Annotated in this window: 21 protein-coding genes and 1 riboswitch; of the genes, 7 read left to right on the top strand and 14 right to left on the bottom strand. The window is 42.0% G+C overall.

Going from position 1 to position 23,033, the window contains the following annotated elements; genetic code table 11:
- Window positions 1–64 precede the first annotated feature (64 nt).
- The 6 genes from G476_RS0103500 to G476_RS0103475 all read right to left on the bottom strand — a co-directional run bounded on the left by G476_RS0103500 (window position 65) and on the right by G476_RS0103475 (window position 5,974).
- A complete protein-coding gene (locus G476_RS0103500) occupies window positions 65–1,363 on the bottom strand; it encodes an NCS2 family permease (protein WP_035186070.1) in 1,299 nt (432 codons plus the stop codon).
- Window positions 1,364–1,717: 354 nt separating this feature from the next.
- Window positions 1,718–2,287, bottom strand: coding sequence for a hypothetical protein (locus G476_RS0103495; RefSeq protein WP_026688850.1), 570 nt, complete (start codon window positions 2,285–2,287; stop codon window positions 1,718–1,720).
- 245 nt (window positions 2,288–2,532) lie between these two features.
- Window positions 2,533–3,345, bottom strand: a complete 813-nt coding sequence (phnE, locus tag G476_RS0103490; RefSeq protein ID WP_026688849.1) for a phosphonate ABC transporter, permease protein PhnE — start codon at window positions 3,343–3,345, stop codon at window positions 2,533–2,535.
- Complete coding sequence (gene phnE, locus G476_RS0103485) at window positions 3,345–4,169, bottom strand: phosphonate ABC transporter, permease protein PhnE (RefSeq protein ID WP_026688848.1); 825 nt, start codon at window positions 4,167–4,169, stop codon at window positions 3,345–3,347. Before phnE (G476_RS0103485) ends, phnE (G476_RS0103490) begins: the two co-directional genes overlap by 1 nt.
- Window positions 4,153–4,938, bottom strand: a complete 786-nt coding sequence (gene phnC / locus G476_RS0103480; RefSeq protein WP_026688847.1) for a phosphonate ABC transporter ATP-binding protein — start codon at window positions 4,936–4,938, stop codon at window positions 4,153–4,155. The genes phnE (G476_RS0103485) and phnC overlap by 17 nt, the downstream gene beginning before the upstream one ends.
- An 82-nt stretch (window positions 4,939–5,020) precedes the next feature.
- Entirely contained in the window at window positions 5,021–5,974 is a 954-nt protein-coding gene (locus G476_RS0103475) for a phosphate/phosphite/phosphonate ABC transporter substrate-binding protein (RefSeq protein ID WP_026688846.1), read from the bottom strand.
- A 166-nt stretch (window positions 5,975–6,140) separates the two neighbouring features.
- Window positions 6,141–6,242: riboswitch (purine riboswitch) on the bottom strand.
- 175 nt (window positions 6,243–6,417) lie between these two features.
- Between G476_RS0103475 and G476_RS0103470 the strand changes: the two genes are divergently transcribed.
- Together G476_RS0103470 and G476_RS0103465 are read left to right on the top strand one after the other, a co-directional pair.
- Window positions 6,418–7,065: an SDR family oxidoreductase gene (locus G476_RS0103470; protein WP_026688845.1), complete on the top strand. Its 648-nt coding sequence runs from the start codon at window positions 6,418–6,420 to the stop codon at window positions 7,063–7,065.
- A gap of 91 nt (window positions 7,066–7,156) precedes the next feature.
- Window positions 7,157–7,399 (top strand): hypothetical protein, encoded by a 243-nt coding sequence (locus G476_RS0103465; protein ID WP_035186068.1) that lies wholly within the window; start codon window positions 7,157–7,159, stop codon window positions 7,397–7,399.
- Window positions 7,400–7,479: 80 nt separating this feature from the next.
- On the opposite strand, the gene G476_RS21180 is transcribed toward G476_RS0103465, so the two are convergent.
- From G476_RS21180 to yhbH, 3 genes are all read right to left on the bottom strand, one after another.
- Window positions 7,480–8,019 carry an LOG family protein gene (locus G476_RS21180; protein WP_035186067.1) on the bottom strand — a complete coding sequence of 180 codons (540 nt, stop codon included), beginning with the start codon at window positions 8,017–8,019 and terminating at the stop codon, window positions 7,480–7,482.
- An 86-nt stretch (window positions 8,020–8,105) separates the two neighbouring features.
- A complete protein-coding gene (locus G476_RS0103455) occupies window positions 8,106–8,468 on the bottom strand; it encodes a DUF2188 domain-containing protein (RefSeq protein ID WP_026688843.1) in 363 nt (120 codons plus the stop codon).
- Between the two features lie 621 nt (window positions 8,469–9,089).
- A complete protein-coding gene (yhbH, locus tag G476_RS0103445; RefSeq protein ID WP_026688841.1) occupies window positions 9,090–10,253 on the bottom strand; it encodes a sporulation protein YhbH in 1,164 nt (387 codons plus the stop codon).
- 477 nt (window positions 10,254–10,730) lie between these two features.
- On the opposite strand from yhbH, the gene G476_RS0103440 reads away from it, so the two are divergent.
- From G476_RS0103440 to G476_RS0103425, 4 genes are all read left to right on the top strand, one after another.
- Window positions 10,731–12,230 carry a BCCT family transporter gene (locus tag G476_RS0103440; protein WP_026688840.1) on the top strand — a complete coding sequence of 500 codons (1,500 nt, stop codon included), beginning with the start codon at window positions 10,731–10,733 and terminating at the stop codon, window positions 12,228–12,230.
- 167 nt (window positions 12,231–12,397) lie between these two features.
- A complete protein-coding gene (locus G476_RS0103435; RefSeq protein WP_026688839.1) occupies window positions 12,398–13,903 on the top strand; it encodes a glycine betaine uptake BCCT transporter in 1,506 nt (501 codons plus the stop codon).
- Window positions 13,904–14,118: 215 nt separating this feature from the next.
- Window positions 14,119–14,679 carry a sigma-70 family RNA polymerase sigma factor gene (locus G476_RS0103430; RefSeq protein ID WP_051314634.1) on the top strand — a complete coding sequence of 187 codons (561 nt, stop codon included), beginning with the start codon at window positions 14,119–14,121 and terminating at the stop codon, window positions 14,677–14,679.
- On the top strand, window positions 14,663–15,910 hold the full coding sequence (locus G476_RS0103425; protein ID WP_026688837.1) for a hypothetical protein: 1,248 nt from the start codon (window positions 14,663–14,665) through the stop codon (window positions 15,908–15,910). Before G476_RS0103430 ends, G476_RS0103425 begins: the two co-directional genes overlap by 17 nt.
- A gap of 11 nt (window positions 15,911–15,921) precedes the next feature.
- On the opposite strand, the gene G476_RS0103420 is transcribed toward G476_RS0103425, so the two are convergent.
- The 3 genes from G476_RS0103420 to G476_RS0103410 form a co-directional block, all read right to left on the bottom strand.
- Window positions 15,922–16,254: a CHY zinc finger protein gene (locus G476_RS0103420; protein WP_026688836.1), complete on the bottom strand. Its 333-nt coding sequence runs from the start codon at window positions 16,252–16,254 to the stop codon at window positions 15,922–15,924.
- A 93-nt stretch (window positions 16,255–16,347) separates the two neighbouring features.
- Window positions 16,348–16,947 (bottom strand): signal peptidase I, encoded by a 600-nt coding sequence (gene lepB / locus G476_RS0103415; RefSeq protein ID WP_084405585.1) that lies wholly within the window; start codon window positions 16,945–16,947, stop codon window positions 16,348–16,350.
- A 396-nt stretch (window positions 16,948–17,343) separates the two neighbouring features.
- Window positions 17,344–19,239, bottom strand: coding sequence for a PrkA family serine protein kinase (locus G476_RS0103410; RefSeq protein ID WP_026688834.1), 1,896 nt, complete (start codon window positions 19,237–19,239; stop codon window positions 17,344–17,346).
- Window positions 19,240–19,408: 169 nt separating this feature from the next.
- Here G476_RS0103410 and G476_RS0103405 point away from each other — a divergent pair, with 169 nt between their 5' ends.
- Window positions 19,409–21,262, top strand: a complete 1,854-nt coding sequence (locus tag G476_RS0103405; RefSeq protein WP_026688833.1) for a transglycosylase domain-containing protein — start codon at window positions 19,409–19,411, stop codon at window positions 21,260–21,262.
- A 284-nt stretch (window positions 21,263–21,546) separates the two neighbouring features.
- Here the strand turns inward: G476_RS0103405 and G476_RS0103400 are convergent, their stop codons facing one another.
- Together G476_RS0103400 and G476_RS0103395 are read right to left on the bottom strand one after the other, a co-directional pair.
- Complete coding sequence (locus tag G476_RS0103400) at window positions 21,547–22,104, bottom strand: DUF5366 family protein (RefSeq protein WP_026688832.1); 558 nt, start codon at window positions 22,102–22,104, stop codon at window positions 21,547–21,549.
- Window positions 22,105–22,391: 287 nt separating this feature from the next.
- Window positions 22,392–22,697, bottom strand: coding sequence for an antibiotic biosynthesis monooxygenase family protein (locus tag G476_RS0103395; RefSeq protein WP_026688831.1), 306 nt, complete (start codon window positions 22,695–22,697; stop codon window positions 22,392–22,394).
- Between the last annotated feature and the right edge of the window lie 336 nt (window positions 22,698–23,033).

Here is a 23,033-nt window from a genome sequence, read left to right as displayed (position 1 = left end):
CACTGAGAAAGTTTGATCTTCAACTTTTTCAGTGGTCTCTCGTAAAAGCGTAGAGGAACCTTTTTTATCCGCCGCTCCAAATTTGCAATACGAAATTTAGGAAAAACAGCGTTGAGATGATCACCAACGGCGTGTTTAATTCTCGACGTTTACCCAAGAGTAATTTCAATAACGGGTAAGCGACAAAACCAAACGCAATGCCGTCAGCAATGCTATAGGTTAATGGAATCAGAACGATCACAAGAAAAGCTGGGAAGCCTTCTGAAAAGTCGTTCAAGTTGATCTTTTGTATGTTTTGCATCATCAGTCCACCAATAATGATCAGCACCGGTGCAATCGCACTTGGAGGAATCATTGTAATGAATGGAATAAAAAACAGAGAGCCTAAGAATAAAAACCCTGTTGTAATTGTCGTTAGACCGGTACGACCTCCGGCAGCAATCCCTGCTGCACTTTCAACCGTTGCAACTGTGGGACTTGTACCTAAAAAGCCGCAAGACAACACGGAAACGGCGTTCGCTTGAAGTGTTCGTTTATATTTGTGCGGGGCACCGACCATATTGAGATGTCCATGAATGAGTCCGATATTTTCAAACACAATCACCATAACCAAAGAAAACGTGGCCGCCATAAAAGCGATTGTCATCCAACTGGAAAACGAGAATCCAAAAAATACTTCTCCGTATGGTGCCAGTGACATGGATGTCGCTTCTCCGGTTCCTAAAACGCCTAAGAAATAAGCAAGAACCGTACCAAATACAATGCTGATCAAAAAGTTGCCTGGTACTTGTCTAATAAATAACGTTACAGCTACAAATAGTGTAACGATGGTTACGATTACGTTTGCCTCGGAAATATTACCGAGCGTCACAAAAGTAGATTCATCGGATATAACCAACCCACCTTGCTGAAGGCCGATAAAGGTTAAGAAAATCCCGATCCCGACAGCAATGGCTTCTTTTAAAGAGGTAGGAATGGATTCAGTAATAATCGGAGCAAGCTTCGTAAAGGCAATTACACAAAAGATCACCCCTGATAACACAACAACAGCAAGAGCTTCTTGCCACATCAGCCCCATTGAATGGACAAATGTGTACACAAACATGGCATTAATCCCCATGCCTGGTACGAGCAAAATCGGCGCATTCGCCCATAAGCCCATAATCATACTCCCGAGAAATGATACAAAAACCGTTGCAATAATCCCTGCTACAAGAGGAATTCCTGCGTCGGATAAAATTGCAGCATTTACGATTACGATATATACAATCGTAAAGAACGCCACCATTCCCGCCATCATTTCTTTCTTAATTGTTGAGTTGTGTTCATCGATCTGAAACCAGCGATTAAGTCTCTGGTTCACTCTATCTTCTCCTTTACTAGTAGCCCCTCGCCCGACCTCTTGGCAACGTAACGCCAAGCTGGTTCAAAAAACACGAACCAATTTAAGATTATATCACGTCCGTTCTTTTTTTGCTTTCTTTATTTGTTTGGAGAGAGAGGCTGTTGAACTCTTTCGGGATTCGGATAACGTACTTATTTTTCGTTTAGCGGAGATAAATGTGGGATTGGCGTACTTATTTTAAAATTAGCGGAGTTAATTGTGGGATTGGCTGACTTATTTTAAAATTAGCGGTTTTAGCTCTCCCGCTCCCACACCCCACCATCACATTTAACAACAACAAAAAAAGCCGCCTCATCCAAGAAGCAGCTCCTATTACTCTTCAATTACAGTTATGATTACTCCTGTTGTAACGAGGTATCCTCCCTCTATCCCATCGGTGAGGACCTCAAAATCAGAATTAAGTTCGATTTCATATTCACCCGGAGGAAAGCCCTCGCTTTCAACAAAGCTTTTATAGAATTTATAATCCTTGTCCTCACTCAACAAGCTGATCGCAGGTTTTGTGAATGACTCTTCGTACCAGTGATCTCGTTCCAGTTCTGTTGTGAGTTGAATTCTTTCTCTCCCGAAAGGAACTTCGATCCCTCTAGTCACCTCTTCAATTTGATAGTGAAAGGGAGATTGGCTGTGGTTGAGCGTGATCCGTTCTTTTTCCCCAATATACTTGAGCTTAGCAGTTAGTTTCACTTCTTCTGCTGTTTTATAGATCGGTTGATCTGACACCAAACGAAGAAGAAAGTCACCTGCCTCCGTTTCCGATACGAGGGGTTTTGCCGCTTCGACCGCTTCCGTTTCTTCCCCTTCTGCACAAGCGGAAAAGAGGAGAAGGGCTCCCAAAAATACCCCTACACCAAATGTTGTTTTCATAACTCCCTTTTTCATCGGTTCCCTCTCCTTTACTCATTTCGGCTACGGACATGTTCTACCTTATCTATACCCGAATCCTTCATCGTTCAGACCGAATAATTGGTAAAAAGAGTATAACGAAAAACCGCACATAAACATAGCGGTCAAAAGTCCGTATCCTTTTTGCCTACACACAAGGCCTGAAGAGAGCCGCTCCACCTATTTCACCCTTTTTTGCAAAACAAAAGATGCCCTCAAAACAAGGGCACCTGGAAGTTCCGTTATACAATTCGCTTTCTTAAATAAGAACTGAAATAGTCAATGACCGTTACTACAATGATGATAATGAGTAGGGCCATCCCTACTTCGTCCCAGTTACGGTTCATCGTAGAGATTTGGATCATCATACCGATACCACCGGCACCGATCAAACCTAGAATCGTGGAAGATCGAACATCGATTTCATAACGATAAATGGCGTAAGACAAGAACTCAGGAATAACTTGTGGAATAATTCCGTAAAAGAGAATCTGAATCTTATTCGCACCATTTGCTTCAAGTGAATCCACCACTTGCATGTCAATTGACTCAATGACTTCTGAGTACAATTTACCAAGCATCCCGATCGATCCAACCGCAATCGCCAATACCCCAGCAAAAGGTGACGGACCGATTGCAGCTACGAAAATCAGGGCTAGCATGATCTCTGGGAATGCACGAATCGCATCAAGGGACCACTTTGCTGATGTATTAATTAAACGACTGTTGAACATGTTCTTTGCGGCGAAGAAACCGAACGGAACAGCCAAGAGAGCCGCCATTAACGTACCTGTATAGGCCATAGCAAGGGTTTCTCCCATAAGTCTCATAGCGTCCGGAGCTACTGCCCACTCAGGTGAGAAAAGTTGCGGTACGACACGAGTCATGTTGTTTAACGTACGTTCACTAAAAATCTGTGACCAGTTAATGCCGATATCTGAGAACGTCCAAACGTACATAGCAAGTAACAACACTGCAATGATCCAGTTGCGAACGACTTTTTTCGTAGAACGTTTTTTCTTTGGAGGTAGAACGAGCGTTTCTGGTTGTGCCATTACATGATCTCCTCCCTAATCTTACCGCTGATATACTCGATGATAACAACGGCTACGAAAATAATAATAATGATCATCATGGCGCGTCCATACTGGAAAAAGCTAATTGAACGCTGAAGGAGTTGACCGATCCCACCGGCACCTACAAAACCTAGTACAAGAGACGCACGTACGTTGATTTCAAATACGTAAAGCGTAAACGACGTGTACTGAGGTAAAATTTGCGGCATAACACCGTAAACAATAACTTGTAGCGTGTTCCCCCCAGAAGCACGAATCGCTTCCAACGGATTTTTATCAATTGCTTCGATCGTTTCTGCAAGGAGCTTAGCCAAGATACCCAATGAGAAAATAATAAGAGCCATAATTCCAGAGAAAGCTCCGATACCGAAGATTCCTACGAAAATAACCGCAAGTAAAAGGTCCGGAATGGTACGTAGGATGTTCATAATTTGCTTTGTAATGTTATAAATCCATTTGTTTGGAGCAATGTTAGACGATGCCATTAAACTGATTGGAATACAGAGAATCCCCGCAACCGTAGTTGCAATGATTGCCATCTGAATCGTTTCGCTTAATCGGCCCCATGTTTCAGTTGCATAACCCCAGTTCGGTGGAAACAGTTCACCAACCATTCTCCAGACGTCCGGCAACCCATTCCATAGATTAATCAAGCTAGAGTTGGTTTGCCAAGAAGTAAACATATAAACGAGAACGACGACCGCAAAAACGAAGGTAAGCTTCCATTTGGCCTGCTGGGCACGTAGACCTGGCGGGTTGTTAGGAGTAAAAGTTCCTTGTTGCGGACTAGGCGTTCCCTTCATCGTCTTCTCCTCCTACCATGTCTTCTTCACGAATCTTACGTCCGTAAATTTCTTCGAACGTGCTTTCGTTTACCGTACTGGCGGGACCATCAAATACAACTTCACCTGCTCGCATACCGATAATACGGTCGGCATATTCCATTGCCATATCGATAAAGTGTAAGTTAACAATTGTTGTGATGTTGTCTTCTTTGTTTACTTTTCTTAAATACGTCATCACCTGGTGAGACGTCGGCGGGTCAAGACTCGCAACCGGCTCATCGGCCAAGATCACTTTAGGCTGTTGCGTTAATACTCGGGCAATACTTACTCGTTGCTGTTGTCCACCACTCAGCTCATCTGCACGGGAGTGAACCTTCTCACTGATATTCACACGCTGCAAGTTGTGGTAAGCCAAAGCTTTGTCTTCATTGCTGTATAGGTTAAGAACACTTTTTAGCGTTCCGGTATGACCAAGTCTTCCTGCAATAACGTTCTTCATTACAGTTGAACGTTTTACGAGATTGTAGTTTTGAAAGATCATCCCTACTTTTGTACGCAGTTCTCGTAGTTTCTTATTTTTGTAAGGAAGAATGTTTTCATTATCTACTAGAAGTTCTCCACCTGTTGGTGTCACCATACGGTTTACACTTCTAATTAATGTAGACTTACCGGCGCCTGAAAGGCCGACAATAACAACGAATTCCCCTTGTTTAATGTTTAAGTTAATGTTTTTTAGTCCTTGTGTTCCATTGGGATAAACAAGAGACACATCTTTAAATTCGATCATTTCTAACTCCCCCAAGTGTCCGTTTAAATTCGTAAAGAAAGAGGAGAAGGCAATCTTCTCCTCTTTTGTTTTAGTAAATGGATTAGTCTAATCCGATATCAAAGAATTCAGCTGCTTCACGAACAACGTCGTATTCGCTGTCTTCAGCTTCTGCAATCGCGTCCCAACGGTAAACGTCATTCATGATTTGAATCATGTCTTCGTCATCGTTAAAAGAAAGGAAAGCTTCACGAATGCGATCTACCATATCATCAGAAAGACTAGGAATAACCGAAATGGTGTCGTTTGGAATTGGATCTGTGAAGTCAAGTTGAACCAAACCGTTTTCTTCGTCGAATACTTCAGGATAGTCACCTTCGATTACTTCACGAGCATCTTCAAATGTTGTTGCAAAGTCTGCTCCGCCTTCAAGAACCGTTACAAGTGCGTTATCGTGAGAACCTGTTTCTACCATGTCACCAAAGAAATTATCCAAATCATCAGAAGACTCTAGGTCGTTGTCGATGATCGTTTGTGCTCCTGGGAAGATGTATCCGCTTGTTGATGCAGAATCAGCAAACGCCCAAACTTTACCTTCTAGATCTGCCAATGTCTCAATGCCACTGTCAGCACGAACCGAGTATTGCGCGCGGTAAGAGCTGTCACCATTACGCATGGATTTTAGAATAACTTCAATGTCATAACGATCGTTTGCAAGAACGTAACCGAATGCTGGAATAAATCCGATTTGAACTTGTCCACTACCCATTGCTTCAACCAAAGCAGAGTAGTTTGTCATAACAGTACCTTCTACATCGATACCAAGCTCCTCAGAAAGACGCTCTGTAAGAGGCTCAACCGTGGAAGCAATTTGATCAGAGTCAGTTGATGGAACGAATCCCATAACAAGCTCCTCATACTCTTGCTCTTCCGTTGCTCCGTCTGCGGAATCTCCTTCTGTGTCGCCGTTCGTACCTTCTTCCTCATCGGCTCCACAAGCAGCCATAACCCCTAAACTTAACACTAGTGCAGATGTTAATACTTTTTTCTTAAACATCTTGACCCCTCCTCTTTTTTACCCCAATTGATGAACAACCTTGTCGAAATAGAGTGAATATTTTAACTTTTTAAAAAATTTCTGCCGCAAAAAAGACTCCAAGGGCAGTATTGTCCCTGGAGTCTGAAGAGAGTCGAATGGTGTCAAGAGCCTTTTTCACAGGTCCGATACACACTCAATCCCTCGTAGACTAGCCATTTACGGTGACTATGTAGAGACTTAAGGGCCCTATCCCCTTAATTATACGACGGGTCGGTGTTCATCAATAGTTGTCGATTAAAATTATTAACGATTAGCCATAATAAGTCAATATGTATTTCGAATTTACATATTTCATTAATCTTTCGACAATTATCGATCCTAGTGTTCTCAACGTTTAGCTCCCTTTTTAGAAGGGAACATTTTGATAGAGTGCAAACTTAAATTTAAGGAGTGGTTTCGGCATGAACGTACTAGTTATAGGATCTAATGGGAAAATAGGGAAGCAAATTGTAAAAATGCTAGGCCTTAGTACCGAACATAAAGTGAAAGCGATGATTCGTAAGGAAGAACAAAAAGAGACGATGGAAGATCTCGGAGCTGACGAAATTGTTCTTGCCGATTTGGAAGAGGATTTTTCTCATGCTTTTGAAGGTGTAGACTCTGTTATTTTCACTGCAGGTTCTGGTGGCCATACATCAAAAGAGCAAACAGAAGTTATTGATCGCGAAGGGGCGATCAAGTCCATAGAAGAGGCGGATAAACACGGTGTCGTCAGGTACGTCATGGTAAGCGCAATGGGAGCGGACAAACCGGATGAGACTCCTGACTCGATCCGCCACTATATGAAAGCAAAAGGTGATGCAGACGAAGCGCTTGAAAAAAGCAAGCTAAATTACACGATTCTTCGTCCAGGACCTCTTACGGACGACCCAGGAAAAGGGACGATTCGTTTAGCTAAGTCTCTTTCTGATAAAGACGGTGACATTCCCCGAGAAGACGTGGCATCTGTTGCAGTCAACTCATTGACAATTGAGGAAACCAATCACCAGGCATTCGAACTTTTATCAGGGGATACGAGTATTGGAGCGGCGCTAAAGGATATTCGCTAACATAGGCGCCGACAGTTTCTCCCATTGCTAATATTCATGTAAAACCGTATACTTTCAGTAAGAACATTGGTTTTGAAAGGTGGGAAGAAGCTTGTTTAAATTTAAAAATGTTTCGAAAGAAGAAAAGGTTGAGCAAATCATTGTCGCTGTTATCTTCCTTCTTTCCATTGGTGCAGGAGTGTTCGTTGGAGGGAACGAGGAATGGTTTAGAAATTCCCACTTCTCTGCCGGCTATATGGCAGGATCCCTTGTCACGTGCATTGTCTTGTTTAGCGTATATCAACTTGTAAGTACAATACTCGGTCTTTCAAAAGGTCGTTCACAGACAAATTAACCTGCCTAAGGTTTCCTTGCAAAGGAAGCCCGGCAGGTTTTTTTGCGTCATCTTATTAATGTGAAAAACCATTTAATCCTTTATTCCGGAAAAATAATATCCAATAGCCTTTCAGGATCTTCTTTTACGATCATACCCTCTCTCGTCTTTTGGTCAATAAAGCCTTGCTCTTGCATATGATCGAAAAAAGTCATGAGCGGTGTATAATAACCGTTCACATTTAAAAGACCGCTTTTTCCTTGATGTTGGCTCAAATATCCGAGGGTGAGCATCTCGAAATACTCTTCCATTGTCCCAATCCCCCCTGGTAAGGAGATAAAACCGTCTGATAACTTTGCCATCATTTGCTTTCTTTCACTCATCGTATCGACCATATGTAGTTCCGTAAGCTTTTCATGAGCAATTTCTCGATCTCCTAGAAATCGCGGTAAGACACCTGTTGCTCGTCCTCCATTTTCCAAAACCGCATCGGCAACCGCTGCCATAATTCCCACACTTGCTCCCCCGTAGATAAGCTCGGTATTACGCTTTGCCATGGCTTTACCCAACGTTTTTGCCGCTTCTAAGTAAGCTGGATGATTACCAGCCCTCGACCCACAAAAGACTGCACACTTTTTCACAATTTCATCCCTCCAGAATCCTAAATTTCACTATTAAAATATAGCAAAGAAAAGACAGCCTGCAAAACAGAACTGTCAACATCAACTTATTCAGTTGCTTTTTTCGTTTCCTGTAAACGACCGTCTTGGCTGTATATTTTGATTTGTGCATTTTGGCTCTCGATGAGTTCGTCGGCTCGTTCGAGTGCTTGGTCTTTTCGATCATATATATTCGTTGTCCGGTCTGCATCTTCTTTTTTTACCGCCCACTTTTCATCTTTGTAAGTGACCGTGTAGGTTACATCACTCTTTGGGCCCACTTTCTTAGCCTCGTCAATGGCAATTGGAATGGCTCGGCCTTCATCGTAACCATCTTCAACCATGGAATTTGCGATTTCAATGGCTTTGTCTCTTACTTCTTTATCGAGATTTTTCATTGAGCTTGGGTAATCGTTTTTTGTCCAAGGCATTAGCTTGTCCTCCTTTTACTTTTCGTTTTCATGTTGAGTTATAATTAGGCTTAAAAAGGGCTATTTTCGTATAGATTGTTGCTATTTTATTATTGTCTTCATCATTAGAATTGTAGTTGAAGCATACGGGCCCTTCACTTTCTGTGGCGGTGCTGGCAAGCCTCCTCGGACTGCGTGAAGGCACTGAAAGAGTTTTATCTTTAACTTTTTCAATGCCTTCGAAGCAATGAGCGTAACGGTTGCCTGTTTTGAAAGCCTGATACGAGTGGGCTTCTCGTATCAGGCGCGCAACCGAGTGGAGCCATTGCCATTCAAATAAAGGAAGTGAAAAAGTCGGGGTGTACTTTTTCAGTGGCTTCCTGCGTCTTGTGGGGTCTTGCATTGCCCCCACAGCCACAGGAGTCTTGGGCCCTTTTGCTTCAACTTTTCTTGTATAAAAGCAACACCTCTTGTGAAAACAGCGTACAAAAACAACTTCTTGCTTTTATAATGGTAAAAGCCGCATTCTAAATAACCCTCGCTCTCATACAAGAGCCTCAAGCACATTTCCTTCATCATTACTTTTACCCGCCTCTTCAATAAAAAAAACATCCCCCGGAATGGCTTCCGAGGGATGTTTAATTAACTCATAGCTTCTTCATTTTTTCTAAAGAACCATTTGAGCGATTGATAGACGTCGCCTTTTTCCCGAAGGATAAAGTGTCTGAAACGTTCATCGCGAATGTTTTTGTATGCGCCCATTAATGTGGACGGTCGGTTGTATTGGTTTACTTCTCCGTATCCAAACATGCTTGAGAGCTCCATGAGTTCTTTAACGAGCTTTAAACAGCGCTGATTATCAGACGTTAAATTGTCACCATCAGAAAAGTGGAACGGGTAAATGTTGTAGCGTTCAGGAGAATATTTTTCGTCAATGAGTTCAAGGGCTTTTCGATACGCGGATGAACAGATCGTTCCTCCACTTTCACCTTTCATGAAGAAATCGTCTTCTGTCACGACTTTTGCTTCCGTATGGTGAGCAATAAACTCGATATCTACCGTTTCATACTTCGTGCGTAAAAAGCGGGTCATCCAGAAGAAAAAGCTTCGAGCCATGTACTTTTCCCAGCGGCCCATACTTCCACTCGTGTCCATCATAGCAAGGACCACGGCTTTGGATTCCGGTTTCACTTTTTCATTCCATGTTTTAAATCTCAGGTCGTCATTATAAATAGGCATGATTCCTTTTTTACCGGCCATGGCATTTCGCTTAATGGCTTGAATGATCGTCCGTCGCTTATCAATGTTACCCATAAGTCCTTTTTTACGGATGTCATTAAAATCAATGTCTTCAACGACAATGTTGTCTTCTTCTTTTTGCTGCAAGTTCGGTAGTTCCAGCTCTTTAAATAACATTTCCTCAAGTTCAGAGATGGCTACTTCTGCTTCATAAAAATCTTCTCCCGGTTGATCACCGGCTCCCTCACCTTGCCCTGCGCCCGGCTTCGGAGCACCGTCTCTTGCTACTACATCGCCAACTTCACTGTCTCCGTCTCCTTGGCCCACATGTTTGTTTTTATCATAGTTATAGCGAATTTTATATTCATCTAGAGAGCGAATCGGTATTTTGATTACATCTCGGCCATTTGACATGACAATGTTCTCTTCACTCACCAAGTCAGGCAAGTTTTTGTTGATCGCCTCTTGCACTTTCTCTTGGTGTCGTTGTTGATCTTGGTAGCCTTTACGGTGGAGGGACCAATTATCCTGAGAGACAACATAATTTTTTCCGACGTTACTTTTCATTGTCTTACTCCCTCCTTCATTTTTACAATGCCTTTTTAGGTAATATCGTTACTTCGTGTAACGAATGCTCATTCTCAAAAAAGTTCTTGGGACAGGCACAATCTTTTTTTATCGCACATACATTAAAAGTGACGAAATCAGGTCAGTTGTCTTTCACCAAGGTGTCTTTTGAATAGCTTACTTTATCCTATGCAGGTAGCTCGGTTAGTTGACAAAAAAATCTGATAAATATACAAGCATTTACATCACTTTGCAGGCATAAATCGGACAGGCATTTCCTATTCCTTAAGAATACCGACAATCTATGAGCGGAAATGACGTTTCTTTCATTTGAACGTTTTGCACGTTTATGCATACACATTTAGCCACCTAAGAGCCATGGTTTTACGATTTTTCCACTTCTTATGATTTCTTGACATGTTTTTATACTTTTTAAGGGAATCTAAGTGGACAAGCTTTTGAGGAGGAAAATCGTTTATGAACAAAGTAACCGTGGTTTTTTGGGGTTCACTTGTGATATTACTGTTTATCGTCGGCTTCGGGGTTGTTATGCCTATTGGTCTTGAAAATGCAACCTCTTCGTTACGCGATTGGATTGCCGAAACCCTCGGATGGTATTATCTTATGATTGTTTCCGTTTTTGCACTTGTCTGTTTGTTTTTTGCAGTCAGTCCTTATGGAAAAATAAAGCTCGGGAAGCCAGAAGATAAACCTGATTATAACTACGCAACTTGGTTTGCGATGTTGTTTAGCGCAGGGATGGGGATTGGCCTTGTGTTTTGGGGGGTTGCTGAACCGATTTCTCATGCCATGATCTCATCTCCTACTACAGAGCCTGGAACGAATCAAGCGATTCTCGATTCGATGAGGTTTACATTCTTTCATTGGGGTGTCCACGCTTGGTCGATTTACGCCATTGTGGCATTGATTCTTGCTTATTTTAAATTTCGAAGAGGCGCGCCAGGGCTTGTGAGTAGTACGCTTGAGCCGTTGTTTGGCAAGCATACCCAAGGGCTTCTTGGACATGTAGTGGATATTATTGTGGTTACAGCAACGGTTATTGGAGTAGCGAGCTCTCTCGGATTTGGGGCAGTACAAATTAATGGCGGAATTGACTACCTGCTCGGCGTGGGGAACAACATCGTCATTCAAGCGATCATTATTGCTGTTGTTACCGTTTTGTTTATGATTTCAGCCTATTCTGGGCTAAACAAGGGAATTAAATATTTGAGTAATACAAACTTGACCCTCGCTCTACTCATTTTTCTTTACATGCTCATTGTAGGTCCGACTTTGTATACGATGAATCTTTTTACCAATACAATCGGTACGTATTTACAGACCCTACCGAGCATGAGTTTCCGACTGAGCCCTCTTAATGACGAAGGTAGGGCGTGGATTGATGGATGGACGCTTTTCTATTGGGCTTGGTGGATTGCTTGGGCTCCGTTTGTAGGTTCATTTATCGCACGTGTATCCAAAGGGCGTACCTTAAGAGAGTTCGTACTCGGTGTTCTCTTCGTTCCATGTATTGTCGGTTTTCTTTGGTTCTCTGTGTTTGGCGGAACAGCTATTTTCTTGGAAGACGCAAACATATCGGCCATCTCAGAGCTAGCTACCGAAGAAGTACTGTTCGGCGTATTTAGCAACTTCCCCCTTGGATTAGTTATGTCTTATGTTGCCATTACGTTGATCGGAACGTTTTTTATTACGTCCGCCGACTCTGGTACGTTTATTCTCGGAATGCAAACGACTGGGGGATCATTGAATCCATCCCGTGTGATCAAGCTCGTTTGGGGGTTGATGCTTTCAGCAACTGCATTGATCCTGTTGTACACCGGAGGGATGCAGGCTTTGGAAAATGCTTTAATTATTGTAGCTCTTCCTTTTTCCATCATCATGATTCTCATGGTATTTTCGTTATTTAAAGCGCTCGCTCAAGAGAGAAAGTCAGATCGCGCGAGTAAAAAAGCATAGTGTTACGTGGATGATGCCTCCTTTTTTAATAGGGGGGCATCTTTTTTATATTCAACTGGTGCATAAATGATGAGATAAACAGTTTTCTTTTGACTTTCGTGTAAGTATAGGATATTTTTGTTCAGCGACAGGGAATAGGATAGATATTCTATAAGGAGGATATGCGCATGAAAAAAGTAACGGTTGTATTCTGGGGTGCTCTGATCATTTTACTATGTATAGTATTATTTGGAGCCATTGCCCCTACTGGACTTGAGGGGATAACCGGCAACCTTCAAGCCTTCATTACTGAAACACTTGGCTGGTACTACCTGCTAGTTGTTTCTATTTTTGTACTTATTTGTTTATTTTTAATCGCAAGCCCGTATGGACGGATCAAATTAGGGAAGCCGGATGACAAGCCTGATTATAATTACCCGACCTGGTTTGCAATGTTGTACAGTGCAGGTATGGGGATTGGTCTTGTGTTTTGGGGAGCTGCGGAACCCCTTTCTCACGCCATGATTGATTCTCCTACTTCAGAGCCTGGATCAAATCAGGCGATTTTAGATGCGATGCGGTTTACCTTTTTCCATTGGGGACTCCATGCTTGGGCCATCTACGCCATTGTGGCGTTGATCCTCGCCTACTTCAAATTTCGTAAAGGAGCTCCCGGACTTATTAGTAGCACCCTTGAACCATTGATCGGGAAACATGCTCATGGATTTGTGGGACATGTTGTTGACATCATTGCGGTGACCGCTACGGTTATCGGTGTTTCAAGTACGTTAGGCTTTGGGGCTGTGCAAATTAATGGGGGATTAAACTACTTATTTGGGATTGAAAGCAACTTTTTGGTCCAGTTGATGATCATCTCAGTGGTGACTGTCCTGTTTTTAATTTCTGCATATACAGGTCTGAACAGAGGCATCAAATACTTAAGTAACGTGAATATGATTCTAGCTATCACATTGTTTACGTTTATGTTCAGTGTAGGTCCTACGCTCTTTTCCATGAACCTATTCACTAACACGATCGGAACGTATATTCAGACCTTACCTAGCATGAGCTTTAGGCTAAGCCCACTTGATGGGGAGAGCCGAGAGTGGATCAACGGATGGACTATCTTCTTTTGGGCTTGGTGGATTGCATGGGCACCTTTTGTTGGTTCCTTTATTGCAAGGGTCTCAAAAGGTCGTACCATTCGTGAGTTTGTTACGGCTGTTTTACTCGTTCCGTGTGCAGTTGGCTTTTTATGGGCATCCATATTCGGCGGCGCGGCCATTAACTTAGAAGTAAGTGGAATAGACGCGATCTCAGACCTCGCGACAGAAGAAGTTCTCTTCGGCGTCTTTTCAAACTTCCCACTGGGGCAACTCATGTCCATGGTGGCCATTTTGTTAATTTGTACATTCTTTATCACGTCAGCCGATTCAGGAACATTCATTCTCGGTATGCAAACAACTGGTGGATCATTGACACCATCCAAAACGATCAAACTGGTATGGGGACTTATGCTATCAGCAACAGCCCTCATCCTCTTGTACTCAGATGGGCTTCAGGCATTGGAAAACGCCTTGATTATTGCTGCCCTTCCCTTTTCCATCATCATGGTTCTCATGATTTTCTCCTTGTTTAAAGCACTCGCTCAGGAGAAACAATCAGAACGTGGCAAAACGAAGAAAAGTGCTTAAGAATAGAGGTGTCCCTTTTACAAGGGGCATCTTTTTTTTTGCACCATTGAGTTGTAACAGAAGGAACTGAAAAAGTTCGACCTTTAACTTTTTCAATGCCTTCGTTTTACCAGGGGCATTGTGTTGTGAAAAGGTAATGAAAAAAATGACTGTATCCTATACCATAGAAGATACGTCTAATTTTAAGCAAAAATTGAAATGATTGGAGGGCATGTATGATTTTAGACAACGTAGTGGCTGAAGACGAGCATGATGATGAAGACATTCTCTCTGAGTTTATAGATGATTATTACAAGGATCTTATAAACCTTGCCTATACATATGTAAAAGACTGGGGCATTGCTGAAGATGTGGTTCAAGAATCGTTAATTAAAGCGGTTCGCCACATGGACTCGTTTCATCACCAGTCGAGCATCAAAACATGGGTGTATCGCATCACCATGAACCAGGCCAAAGACTATCTTCGTAAAAGTTACGTAAAAAGAGTCACAGTAAGTACCGTGTTAGAAAAGATATTTACTTCCTCTCACAACGAAACGGAAGCGATTGTGTTAAAACAATCAGAAGACGAGGTCATCTCAGAGGCCATTATGACCCTCCCCCTAAAGTACCGTGAAATCATCTTGTTTTATTACTATAAGGACTTTTCTGTTAAAGAGATTAGCGACTTGTTGGATGAGAAAGAGTCGACCATTAAGAGCAAGCTTCAAAGGGGAAGAAAACGGTTAAAGTTGGAGCTTGAAAAAAGGGGGATTTACAATGGACCCGAAGCGTGATGAGATCAAAAAGGCTTTCGATAAAGCTTTTGAGGGGAATCCGTATTCTTCATTGCAGAAAGAATTTGTTTTACAAAACATGAAGAAAAAGATAAAGCCCTCCTTTTTCGAACAAGTCGTTACCGGCTCTAAGCCTCTATTCGGAATGCTCGCAGCTACCTTCTTAGTTGTTATTATTGGATTATCTTATATTAAAGCGGGTGACCTTGTGGTATCTCCACCAAGTTTTTCAAAGCATACCGACATGCGAGGAATGGCACTTCTCTCTCGACCGGATATTGAAAGGGAACCTTTAACAGAAGGAGAGATTGAGAACATGATTGGAACGGGCACCGAAACAGAAAAGCTAGATATTTTTGATTCAAATGGTGAAGAGATAAAGCGTGGTGACTATGAAGAAATGTCTCGTAGGACTATTCCAAAGATTGATCACTTTTTAAGCGATAACATTGATTTAAACAATGTTGGCTTGCATATTCATAATCAATTTTTCAGCCTAAGTGAAGCGAGCCATATTATTACACAAGATTTACAAACGGAATACCGGTTTGGTAAAGATGCTAGAATTAGCGACTTAATGACATTAAATGAATTAGTAACTTTAAAGGATAGATTTCAGAATTTAGATTACATCTATCCTACAGGCTTGTTCGTTGGAGATGAACTTGTACAGGGCACAGTAATGATTTCAAGTCGTAATAGGAATATTGACTACTTAGAAGACGTTACGGATTACTTCCATCAACACTACGATGTTCCTGTTACGATATCGTATATTGAAATAGAAGAAGATTTTATTGAACGTTACGCTATTGGCCAAACGTTTAATGAGGCTTCCACCTTCAAAATAACGGAAGAAAAACATATCTATAATGATGACTTGAGAGACTTTTTGGATAAAGAGTTATATCAAATGATTCCACATGACCGTTCTTTTTCTCACTCGAGCATATTTATAGTTTTAGGGGAGGAATTCATAGGTACGGAAGGGAATGAATTAGACCCTTTAAAGAGAGTCCAAGTGTTAGCATATGGACATGAGGCTCTGGAACAATCACAATTTGACTCATTAGCTGAAGAAACAATCTATAAAGTCCAAGAATACTACAATTCGGATGAGTTCGTCATTGAGGTACACATTGATAATAAGGATGCAGAAATAGATGGACTTGAAACGGAATACTCAAAATTATATATTCCTGGGAATGATACTCTCCTCACTTTTGAGTAAGGATCAATCCATCACAATTTAAAATAATAATGATAATGATTAGCACAACCTGGATTAAATTCGGCTGCGCAGTTAGGGCACACGGAACCTCCATTTATGTATTCACTAATGGTCAGTTCCGTTCTACATGCCCCACATAGGACCGCTTTTGTAGTTTCAAATTCGTCTGGTGTCCACCTCTCAACCGGATGATCGGCGAGCTCTTCATGACAGGTGATACAAGCGTAATACGTTTGACAACACTTCATCTTGATAGAAATGCGGTCGTTCTCTGAATGATAGTGTGCACAACGGGTTTGTTGGTCCACTTTCACTCCGCAGACGTCCAGTTTAGTTCTTCCCATAGTCGTTCACCCCCTATTATGAGTGTGTTAGTGCTATCAGTATAACAAAAAAGAGGTGTTCCTTCTGTTTGAAGGAACGCCTCTTCTTTTATCTTAAAACAGTCTAAATGCTTGGATCGGCCAATATGCCATATTGGCTCGTCCAACGATTTGTTCCATTGGTACAAATCCAATTTGACGACTGTCTATACTATTTTGCCGGTTATCGCCGAGTACGAAGATATGTCCCTCAGGCACATTCAATTCTCCTGTAATATCTTCTAATGTGAAGTCACTGGTCAGAATATCACCATTCAATTCTTCTCGGAACTGATTAAGAAAGTCTTCATCATGGGGCTTATCATTTATATAGAGAATGTCATTTTCGTAACGAATCGTATCACCGGGTAGCCCGATTACACGTTTAATGTAATCCGTATCCTCTGTAGCGTGAAAAATAATCAGGTCAAATCGGTTAGGCTGACTAATCTCATAACCGATTTTGTTAACAATAATCCGTTCACCGTCATTGATCGTCGGCATCATGGATTGGCCATACACTATATAGTTTGTGAACATGAAGCCGCGAATCATAATAGCAATGATAAAAACAATCATGAATGTCTTCGTCCAACTCCAAAGCTCCAGCTTCCAATTCTTCTTTTTAAAAGGATCTCTTACCGCTCGGCGACTACCGACATCTTCTGTTCTCATCCTTTGTTCTCCTCCATTTATTTGATTAATTCAAGGACTTTTATACTCTATTAATAGCCATGGATATAACGTTTTAAACTATTATTAAATAATAATAATATTTGTTAATAAAATGAAATAAAGAAGAGGTTACTGAAAAAATTAGTATGATAGTTATAGCGTTATAGCCAACTTAACTACTATTGACAGAAATGATAAATAGTAAACCTAAATGAGAATAAAAAAAGCAGGTTATGTAAAACAGAAGAGTGGTGAAGAGGAAAAGAGGATTTTACTTATTACGTACTTCATACCCAAAATCACAAGACAGAAAACCTTGTTTCATAGCTACCTCTCGTTGTCAACCCCAAAACAAAAAAGTTCGGGGGACAGTCCCCCGAACTTTTCTTGAACTTTTTAGCGGTTTAGCAAGCTTCCGACGTAGCGGAGCAGTTCGTTTGCGGAAGTGGAATTGTAGCCGTGATCTTCGATAAGGCGTGCGATTACCTCGTTTACTTTTTTGAGCTGGTTTTCGTCAGGCGTTTTCGTTGACGTTGTGATTTTGACAACGTCTTTCAGATCAGCAAACAGCTTCTTCTGGATCGCTTCTCTGAGACGTTCGTGGGATTGATAGTCGAACTTCTTCCCTTTACGAGCGTAAGCAGAAATGCGAATCAGGATTTCTTCACGGAATGCTTTCTTCGCATTCTCGGAAATGCCGATTTGCTCTTCAATAGAACGCATGAGTTTTTCATCAGGGTTCATTTCTTCACCTGTGAGCGGATCGCGCAACTTGTTTTTGTTGCAATACGCTTCCACATTATCAAGGTAATTATCCATGAGGGTTTTCGCAGACTCTTCATATGAGTACACAAAGGCTTTCTGTACTTCTTTTTTCGCAATCTCGTCGTACTCTTTACGAGCGACAGAGATGTAATTCAGATAACGCTCTCTATCCTCTTTTGAAATCGACGCATGCTGATCGAGTCCGTCTTTGATTGAACGAAGTACGTCCAGGGCGTTGATCGACGTGAGCTCTTTACGAATGATCGCCGAGGAAATCCGGTTGATCACGTACCGAGGGTCAATTCCGTTCATTCCTTCGTCTTGATACTCTTTCTTCATTTCCTCTATGTCTTGCGTATTGAAGCCTTCTACATTTTGCCCATCATAGAGCTTCATTTTCTTCAGAATATCCACACCATTTTTCTTGGACTCTTTGAGTCTTGTAAGAATGGTAAAGATCGCTGCTATTCTTAATGCATGAGGGGCGATGTGGACATTGGAAATATCGCTATCTCGAATCATTTTTTCGTAGATTCGTTCCTCTTCACTGACTTTCAAGTTGTACGGAATCGGCATGACGATGATCCGTGAGTGAAGAGCCTCATTTTTCTTATTGGAAATAAACGACTTGTATTCCGCTTCGTTGGTATGCGCAACAATCATTTCATCAGCTGAAATTAACGCGAATCGCCCAGCTTTGAAGTTTCCTTCTTGAGTAAGAGATAATAAGTGCCATAAGAACTTTTCATCACATTTGAGCATCTCTTGGAACTCCATGAGTCCACGGTTGGCTTTGTTAAGCTCGCCGTCAAAGCGGTAGGCGCGAGGATCTGATTCTGATCCGTACTCCGCAATGGTTGAGAAGTCAATGCTACCGGTTAGATCCGCAATGTCTTGAGACTTCGGATCGGATGGACTGAACGTTCCGATACCGCAACGCTTGTCTTCGGAGAATATTACTCGTTCTACCATTACATCTTCAATACGCCCACCATATTCTTGCTCAAGACGCATGAGGTTGAGAGGAGACAAGTTTCCTTCTACGCGAATGCCTGTTTCATTTTTGAATTCCTCACGTAAATGGTGCGGAATGAGGTGCAACGGATCTTCGTGCATCGGACAGCCTTTAATCCCGTAGACAGCTCCGTTGTCACACTTGGAATACTTTTCAAGTCCTCGTTTCAAGATCGTCACAAGAGTCGATTTACCACCACTTACAGGGCCCATCAACAAGAGAATTCGTTTACGAACATCAAGTCTTTTGGCTGCTGAATGAAAATACTCTTCTACCAATCTTTCAAGCGCGTCTTCAAGCCCGTAAATCTGATTTTCAAAGAAACGATAATGCTTTTTACCATCGACTTCCTCTACGCCCGCATCTTTAACCATGTTATAAATACGGGAGTGTGCAGTCTGTGCCACTTCCGGTCGTTCTCTCAAGATGTCTAGGTACTCCGCGAATGTCCCTTCCCACTTCAGGTTCTCTTCCTCTTCCCGGTACTGCTGAATTTTATTAAGAATGTCCATTTGGGGCCTCCTCCCAATACTGGTTGGGGAAACAACCAGATATCTTGATTCATCTTATGCATGGCTTCATAGGTTCATTCGCTCTCTTTGAAAAGACATGCGTATAAAACCTACCAATTTTCGACAGTATTTAATAGAATAAAAGGAGAATGCAAGGAGGCGTAAGGACATGCGAGGAGTGGCAGGAACGTTTTGGGTCCTTTTTTTCATGGGGGCTTTTTCATTTTTTCTAATTGAAGGCATCACCGAATACCAAAAAGCCAATTCTTTTCATCATGTATTGGATGAACGAATGCCAATAAAAAAAACGTCTCTGTCGGAAACAAGTTTTATTAAAGGAGCCGATGACGCTGTTATTTCAGAACTGTATGCCGGTGATTACAGAGTCAATCTTACATATGACCAAATCCCACGGCATGTTATTGAAGCACTCGTGGCTGTGGAAGACCAATCCTTTTACGACCACCAAGGCTTCGATGTCCAAGGCATTGTGCGTGCCCTTCTCGTAAACCTCGAATCCCAGTCGGTTGCCCAAGGAGGCAGCACCGTTACCCAACAGCTCGCGCGAAACATCTATTTGTCTCACGAACAAACGTATGAACGGAAGCTCGTTGAACTATTACACGCATATCAACTGGAACGCCATTTAACAAAAGAAGAAATCCTTGAATTATATGTGAACGTCCTTTATTTTCATAACGGCATTTACGGGATTGAAGCAGCGAGCCTATTTTACTTCGGAAAGCATGCTCATGAACTTTCACTTGCGGAATGCACCTTCTTAATCGCTATCCCGAACCGCCCTGAACTATACAACCCGTTATTACATAAGGAAAACACTCACACTAGGCAGGATTGGGTGTTAAAACAAATGAAGAATGAAGGCTTTATCTCGGATTCTGATTATGATGAGGCAAAAGAAGAAGAGGTTCTTTTGAATGTAAAAAACAAAATTGATCTTTTCCCCGACTACGTCACATATGTGCACCATGAATTTCACGAGCTGATCGGTCACCATCACGGGTATGATGCAAAAGTAAAACAAGCAATCTCCGATGATAAAAGGCAGAGTATACGAGAACGCTGGGAAGAAAAAGTCAACGAATTACTGAGTAGCGGAATCAGGATCCATACTGCTCTTGATGAAAGCAAGCAGCACCATCTCGTTAAGGAGATCAATCACACGTTAAAAGGAGCCAATCTGCAAGGAAGCGCCGTGATGATCGATCACGATTCACACCAGATCGTCGCCCTAGCTGGCGGCCTTGACTATCAAAAGTTTGACTTTAACAGAGTTTATCAGGCTTATAACCAGCCGGGATCCGCAATCAAACCGTTTCTATCCTTTGCTCCTTATATGGAATACACAGGTGTGGGGCCATCTACGGTGATCGATGCAAGTCCTTTCGAGCACAATGGGTACGCTCCCGGTAATTTTGGCGGAGCCACTTACGGTTGGGTCCCACTAGACAAATCCTTCGCTCGATCGTATAACACAGCCGCTGTACGCATGCTTCATCAAATCGGTGTGGAGAAAGGATTCGAGTACCTCGAGCCTTTCGAATTCAGTCGTGTGACCAACGATCACCGCGTGCTCTCTGCCGCACTTGGTACGATGGAGGTATCCCTTTTAGAGCTTACAGGGGCTTATACTACGTTTGGAAATGATGGCCATTTTACACGACCGCGAGCAATTACCCATGTGACGGACCGAAACAGCAACACGATTTACGAGTGGGATGACCGAACCGAGTCCGTTTGGACAAAAGAAACGAATGACTATATGCGCCAGTTACTTCAAAAGGTCGTTGATGACGGTACCGGACGAGCAGCCCGTCTTCCGGGAAATCGTTACGCAGGAGGGAAAACCGGCACCACCACAAGCTTTCATGACCTTTGGTTCGTCGGTTTGGACGACTCATACACAACGGGTATTTGGCTCGGTCAGGATACGCCTTCCCCCATCCCGCATGCAAGCGAAAGAAACCTGCACACATCTTTATGGAAGAAATTGATGGAGTGAAAGGAAAAGCTCAGGAGACTGAAGGATAGCGGAGCACTTACGGAGGGCGAGGCCTTTCGCCTCCCGTATGATCCACTTATTGTTGTTTTGTCTTCGTTATTTTAAGTTTGTTCCACTTATCATTTGTTTGGCTAACTTATTCTACGTTCGGTCCACTTATTTTCATTTTGTCTGAGTTAGCCACATGTAAGAAGAATTATATATTCCTAAACAAACAAAAAAACGCAACCGAACGTATATCGGTAACGCTTTAGATTGAAAGACACTCGAACACACCTCTTCTTTTAAATAGGCAATGAAGCCAACATTGTGTTGTACAACTTAAGAAGAGCAAACGACACACTCGCAACGAGAGTCGACCAAAAAAACATGTGAAAAAAAATCATCCCCACCAACGTAGCTGAAGAAAGAGAACTTCCCAGTTTGTATACAAAGAATACGAAATAACAAAAACAAGCGACCAAAAAAGCCCCTATCACATACAGGATATTAAATGAGAGAACCACAGCCAAAATACTCCCGATAAGAAATATCCACACGCCTCCCCTGATTTTTTGTAGATCACTTCCTTCCTTGTCCTTTGAAAAGAAAAGAAGCGATACTTCGTTGATGGTATCCGCGATCAACTTTAGGGCAGAAAAAAGCATAAAGTAAAAAAACAAAAGCAAAAATAGTAAGGAAAGTGTAATTCCTTGCTCACTGAACACTTCGGTCATTCCGTTGTAAATCCCCACCTCTATCAAAAAAGCGATAATCGCTCGTTCACTGAATAACGCAAGAGCCAGACTGAAAAAAACGATGGAGATGAGGGGGAAATGACTCGTAAGATATGTATTTTTCATCAACATGATCACCTTGCCTATCGTCACTACTACTTCTTTTATCGGCTATTTTTTACCGACATTTAATACAGAGTACAAAAAGGAGACGGACGCTCTCCCGCTCAGTTCATAGCGATGATTAACGGCTTGAACTCGTGTATTAACGGCTACGGTTACACTATTGACTGGATCAATGTTACGATTTACGGCTTTCAAGCTATAATTAACTGTTTCATCCCAGTTATTAACGCCTTAGCTCTCATGAGACCAAAAAAGAAGATGCCCACACTCAGGCACCTTCACACGTTTTACAGATGATGTTTTGCTTCATACTCGTAGATTTTGTTACCGGAAGTCGGGCTCTTGTCCAAATTCTCACGACGCTTTTTATGAGCATCTTTAAAAGCACGGCTGTCTACCCACGCTGTGTAATCTTCTTTTGTTTCCCATTTCGTTAGTACCACCTGATAGTTCTCATCGTCAGCGGGGTGTAAAAACATAAAATCAAGGCATCCTGGTACGTTTTTCATCTTCTCTGCACTTTCAGAGAAGCGGGCGGCTACGTTTTCTCTTCCTTCTTTGGGTACATGTAACTCGTTCATGACTACGTACATATAGGTCCCTCCGTTTCAAATCTGTGTTTTCGCTTTCATTATACGTGAGAGCTTGTTTAAAGAAAAGAAATTGGACGTGCATCCCTAGACTATTCGTGGTATATTGATTACTAGAGATTGTTCGATATGTTTGAAGGAGGCAAAAAACATGAATTTGCTTTTAATTTTAGGCGTATGTGCAGCCTTTATTGCTGCCATCTTTACTGCCGGGTACAATGACAACCCAAACCGTAGCTAACTGTAAAAAGCCGAGTTTCTCTCATTAAAGAGAAGCTCGGCTTTTTTTAATTGTTCCATAGACATTACCATAAGCACTGAAAAAATTCGAACTTTACC

The organism is Alteribacter aurantiacus DSM 18675 (assembly GCF_000429705.1).
Classification (GTDB): domain Bacteria; phylum Bacillota; class Bacilli; order Bacillales; family Salisediminibacteriaceae; genus Alteribacter; species Alteribacter aurantiacus.
This window is presented reverse-complemented; position numbering and strand designations above follow the sequence as displayed.

What these genes read in the sequence shown, in the direction of transcription:
- G476_RS0103400 (WP_026688832.1), bottom strand. Translation starts at nt 22,104, where the DNA reads ATGAAAAATACATATCTTACGAGTCATTTCCCCCTCATCTCCATCGTT.
- lepB (WP_084405585.1), bottom strand. Translation starts at nt 16,947, where the DNA reads ATGAGAACAGAAGATGTCGGTAGTCGCCGAGCGGTAAGAGATCCTTTT.
- G476_RS0103405 (WP_026688833.1), top strand. Translation starts at nt 19,409, where the DNA reads ATGCGAGGAGTGGCAGGAACGTTTTGGGTCCTTTTTTTCATGGGGGCT.
- phnE (WP_026688848.1), bottom strand. Translation starts at nt 4,169, where the DNA reads ATGAAGGGAACGCCTAGTCCGCAACAAGGAACTTTTACTCCTAACAAC.
- yhbH (WP_026688841.1), bottom strand. Translation starts at nt 10,253, where the DNA reads ATGAAAAGTAACGTCGGAAAAAATTATGTTGTCTCTCAGGATAATTGG.
- G476_RS0103435 (WP_026688839.1), top strand. Translation starts at nt 12,398, where the DNA reads ATGAAAAAAGTAACGGTTGTATTCTGGGGTGCTCTGATCATTTTACTA.
- G476_RS0103420 (WP_026688836.1), bottom strand. Translation starts at nt 16,254, where the DNA reads ATGGGAAGAACTAAACTGGACGTCTGCGGAGTGAAAGTGGACCAACAA.
- phnE (WP_026688849.1), bottom strand. Translation starts at nt 3,345, where the DNA reads ATGGCACAACCAGAAACGCTCGTTCTACCTCCAAAGAAAAAACGTTCT.
- phnC (WP_026688847.1), bottom strand. Translation starts at nt 4,938, where the DNA reads ATGATCGAATTTAAAGATGTGTCTCTTGTTTATCCCAATGGAACACAA.
- G476_RS0103410 (WP_026688834.1), bottom strand. Translation starts at nt 19,239, where the DNA reads ATGGACATTCTTAATAAAATTCAGCAGTACCGGGAAGAGGAAGAGAAC.
- G476_RS0103495 (WP_026688850.1), bottom strand. Translation starts at nt 2,287, where the DNA reads ATGAAAAAGGGAGTTATGAAAACAACATTTGGTGTAGGGGTATTTTTG.
- G476_RS0103425 (WP_026688837.1), top strand. Translation starts at nt 14,663, where the DNA reads ATGGACCCGAAGCGTGATGAGATCAAAAAGGCTTTCGATAAAGCTTTT.
- G476_RS0103470 (WP_026688845.1), top strand. Translation starts at nt 6,418, where the DNA reads ATGAACGTACTAGTTATAGGATCTAATGGGAAAATAGGGAAGCAAATT.
- G476_RS0103440 (WP_026688840.1), top strand. Translation starts at nt 10,731, where the DNA reads ATGAACAAAGTAACCGTGGTTTTTTGGGGTTCACTTGTGATATTACTG.
- G476_RS0103455 (WP_026688843.1), bottom strand. Translation starts at nt 8,468, where the DNA reads ATGCCTTGGACAAAAAACGATTACCCAAGCTCAATGAAAAATCTCGAT.
- G476_RS0103475 (WP_026688846.1), bottom strand. Translation starts at nt 5,974, where the DNA reads ATGTTTAAGAAAAAAGTATTAACATCTGCACTAGTGTTAAGTTTAGGG.
- G476_RS0103395 (WP_026688831.1), bottom strand. Translation starts at nt 22,697, where the DNA reads ATGTACGTAGTCATGAACGAGTTACATGTACCCAAAGAAGGAAGAGAA.
- G476_RS0103430 (WP_051314634.1), top strand. Translation starts at nt 14,119, where the DNA reads ATGATTTTAGACAACGTAGTGGCTGAAGACGAGCATGATGATGAAGAC.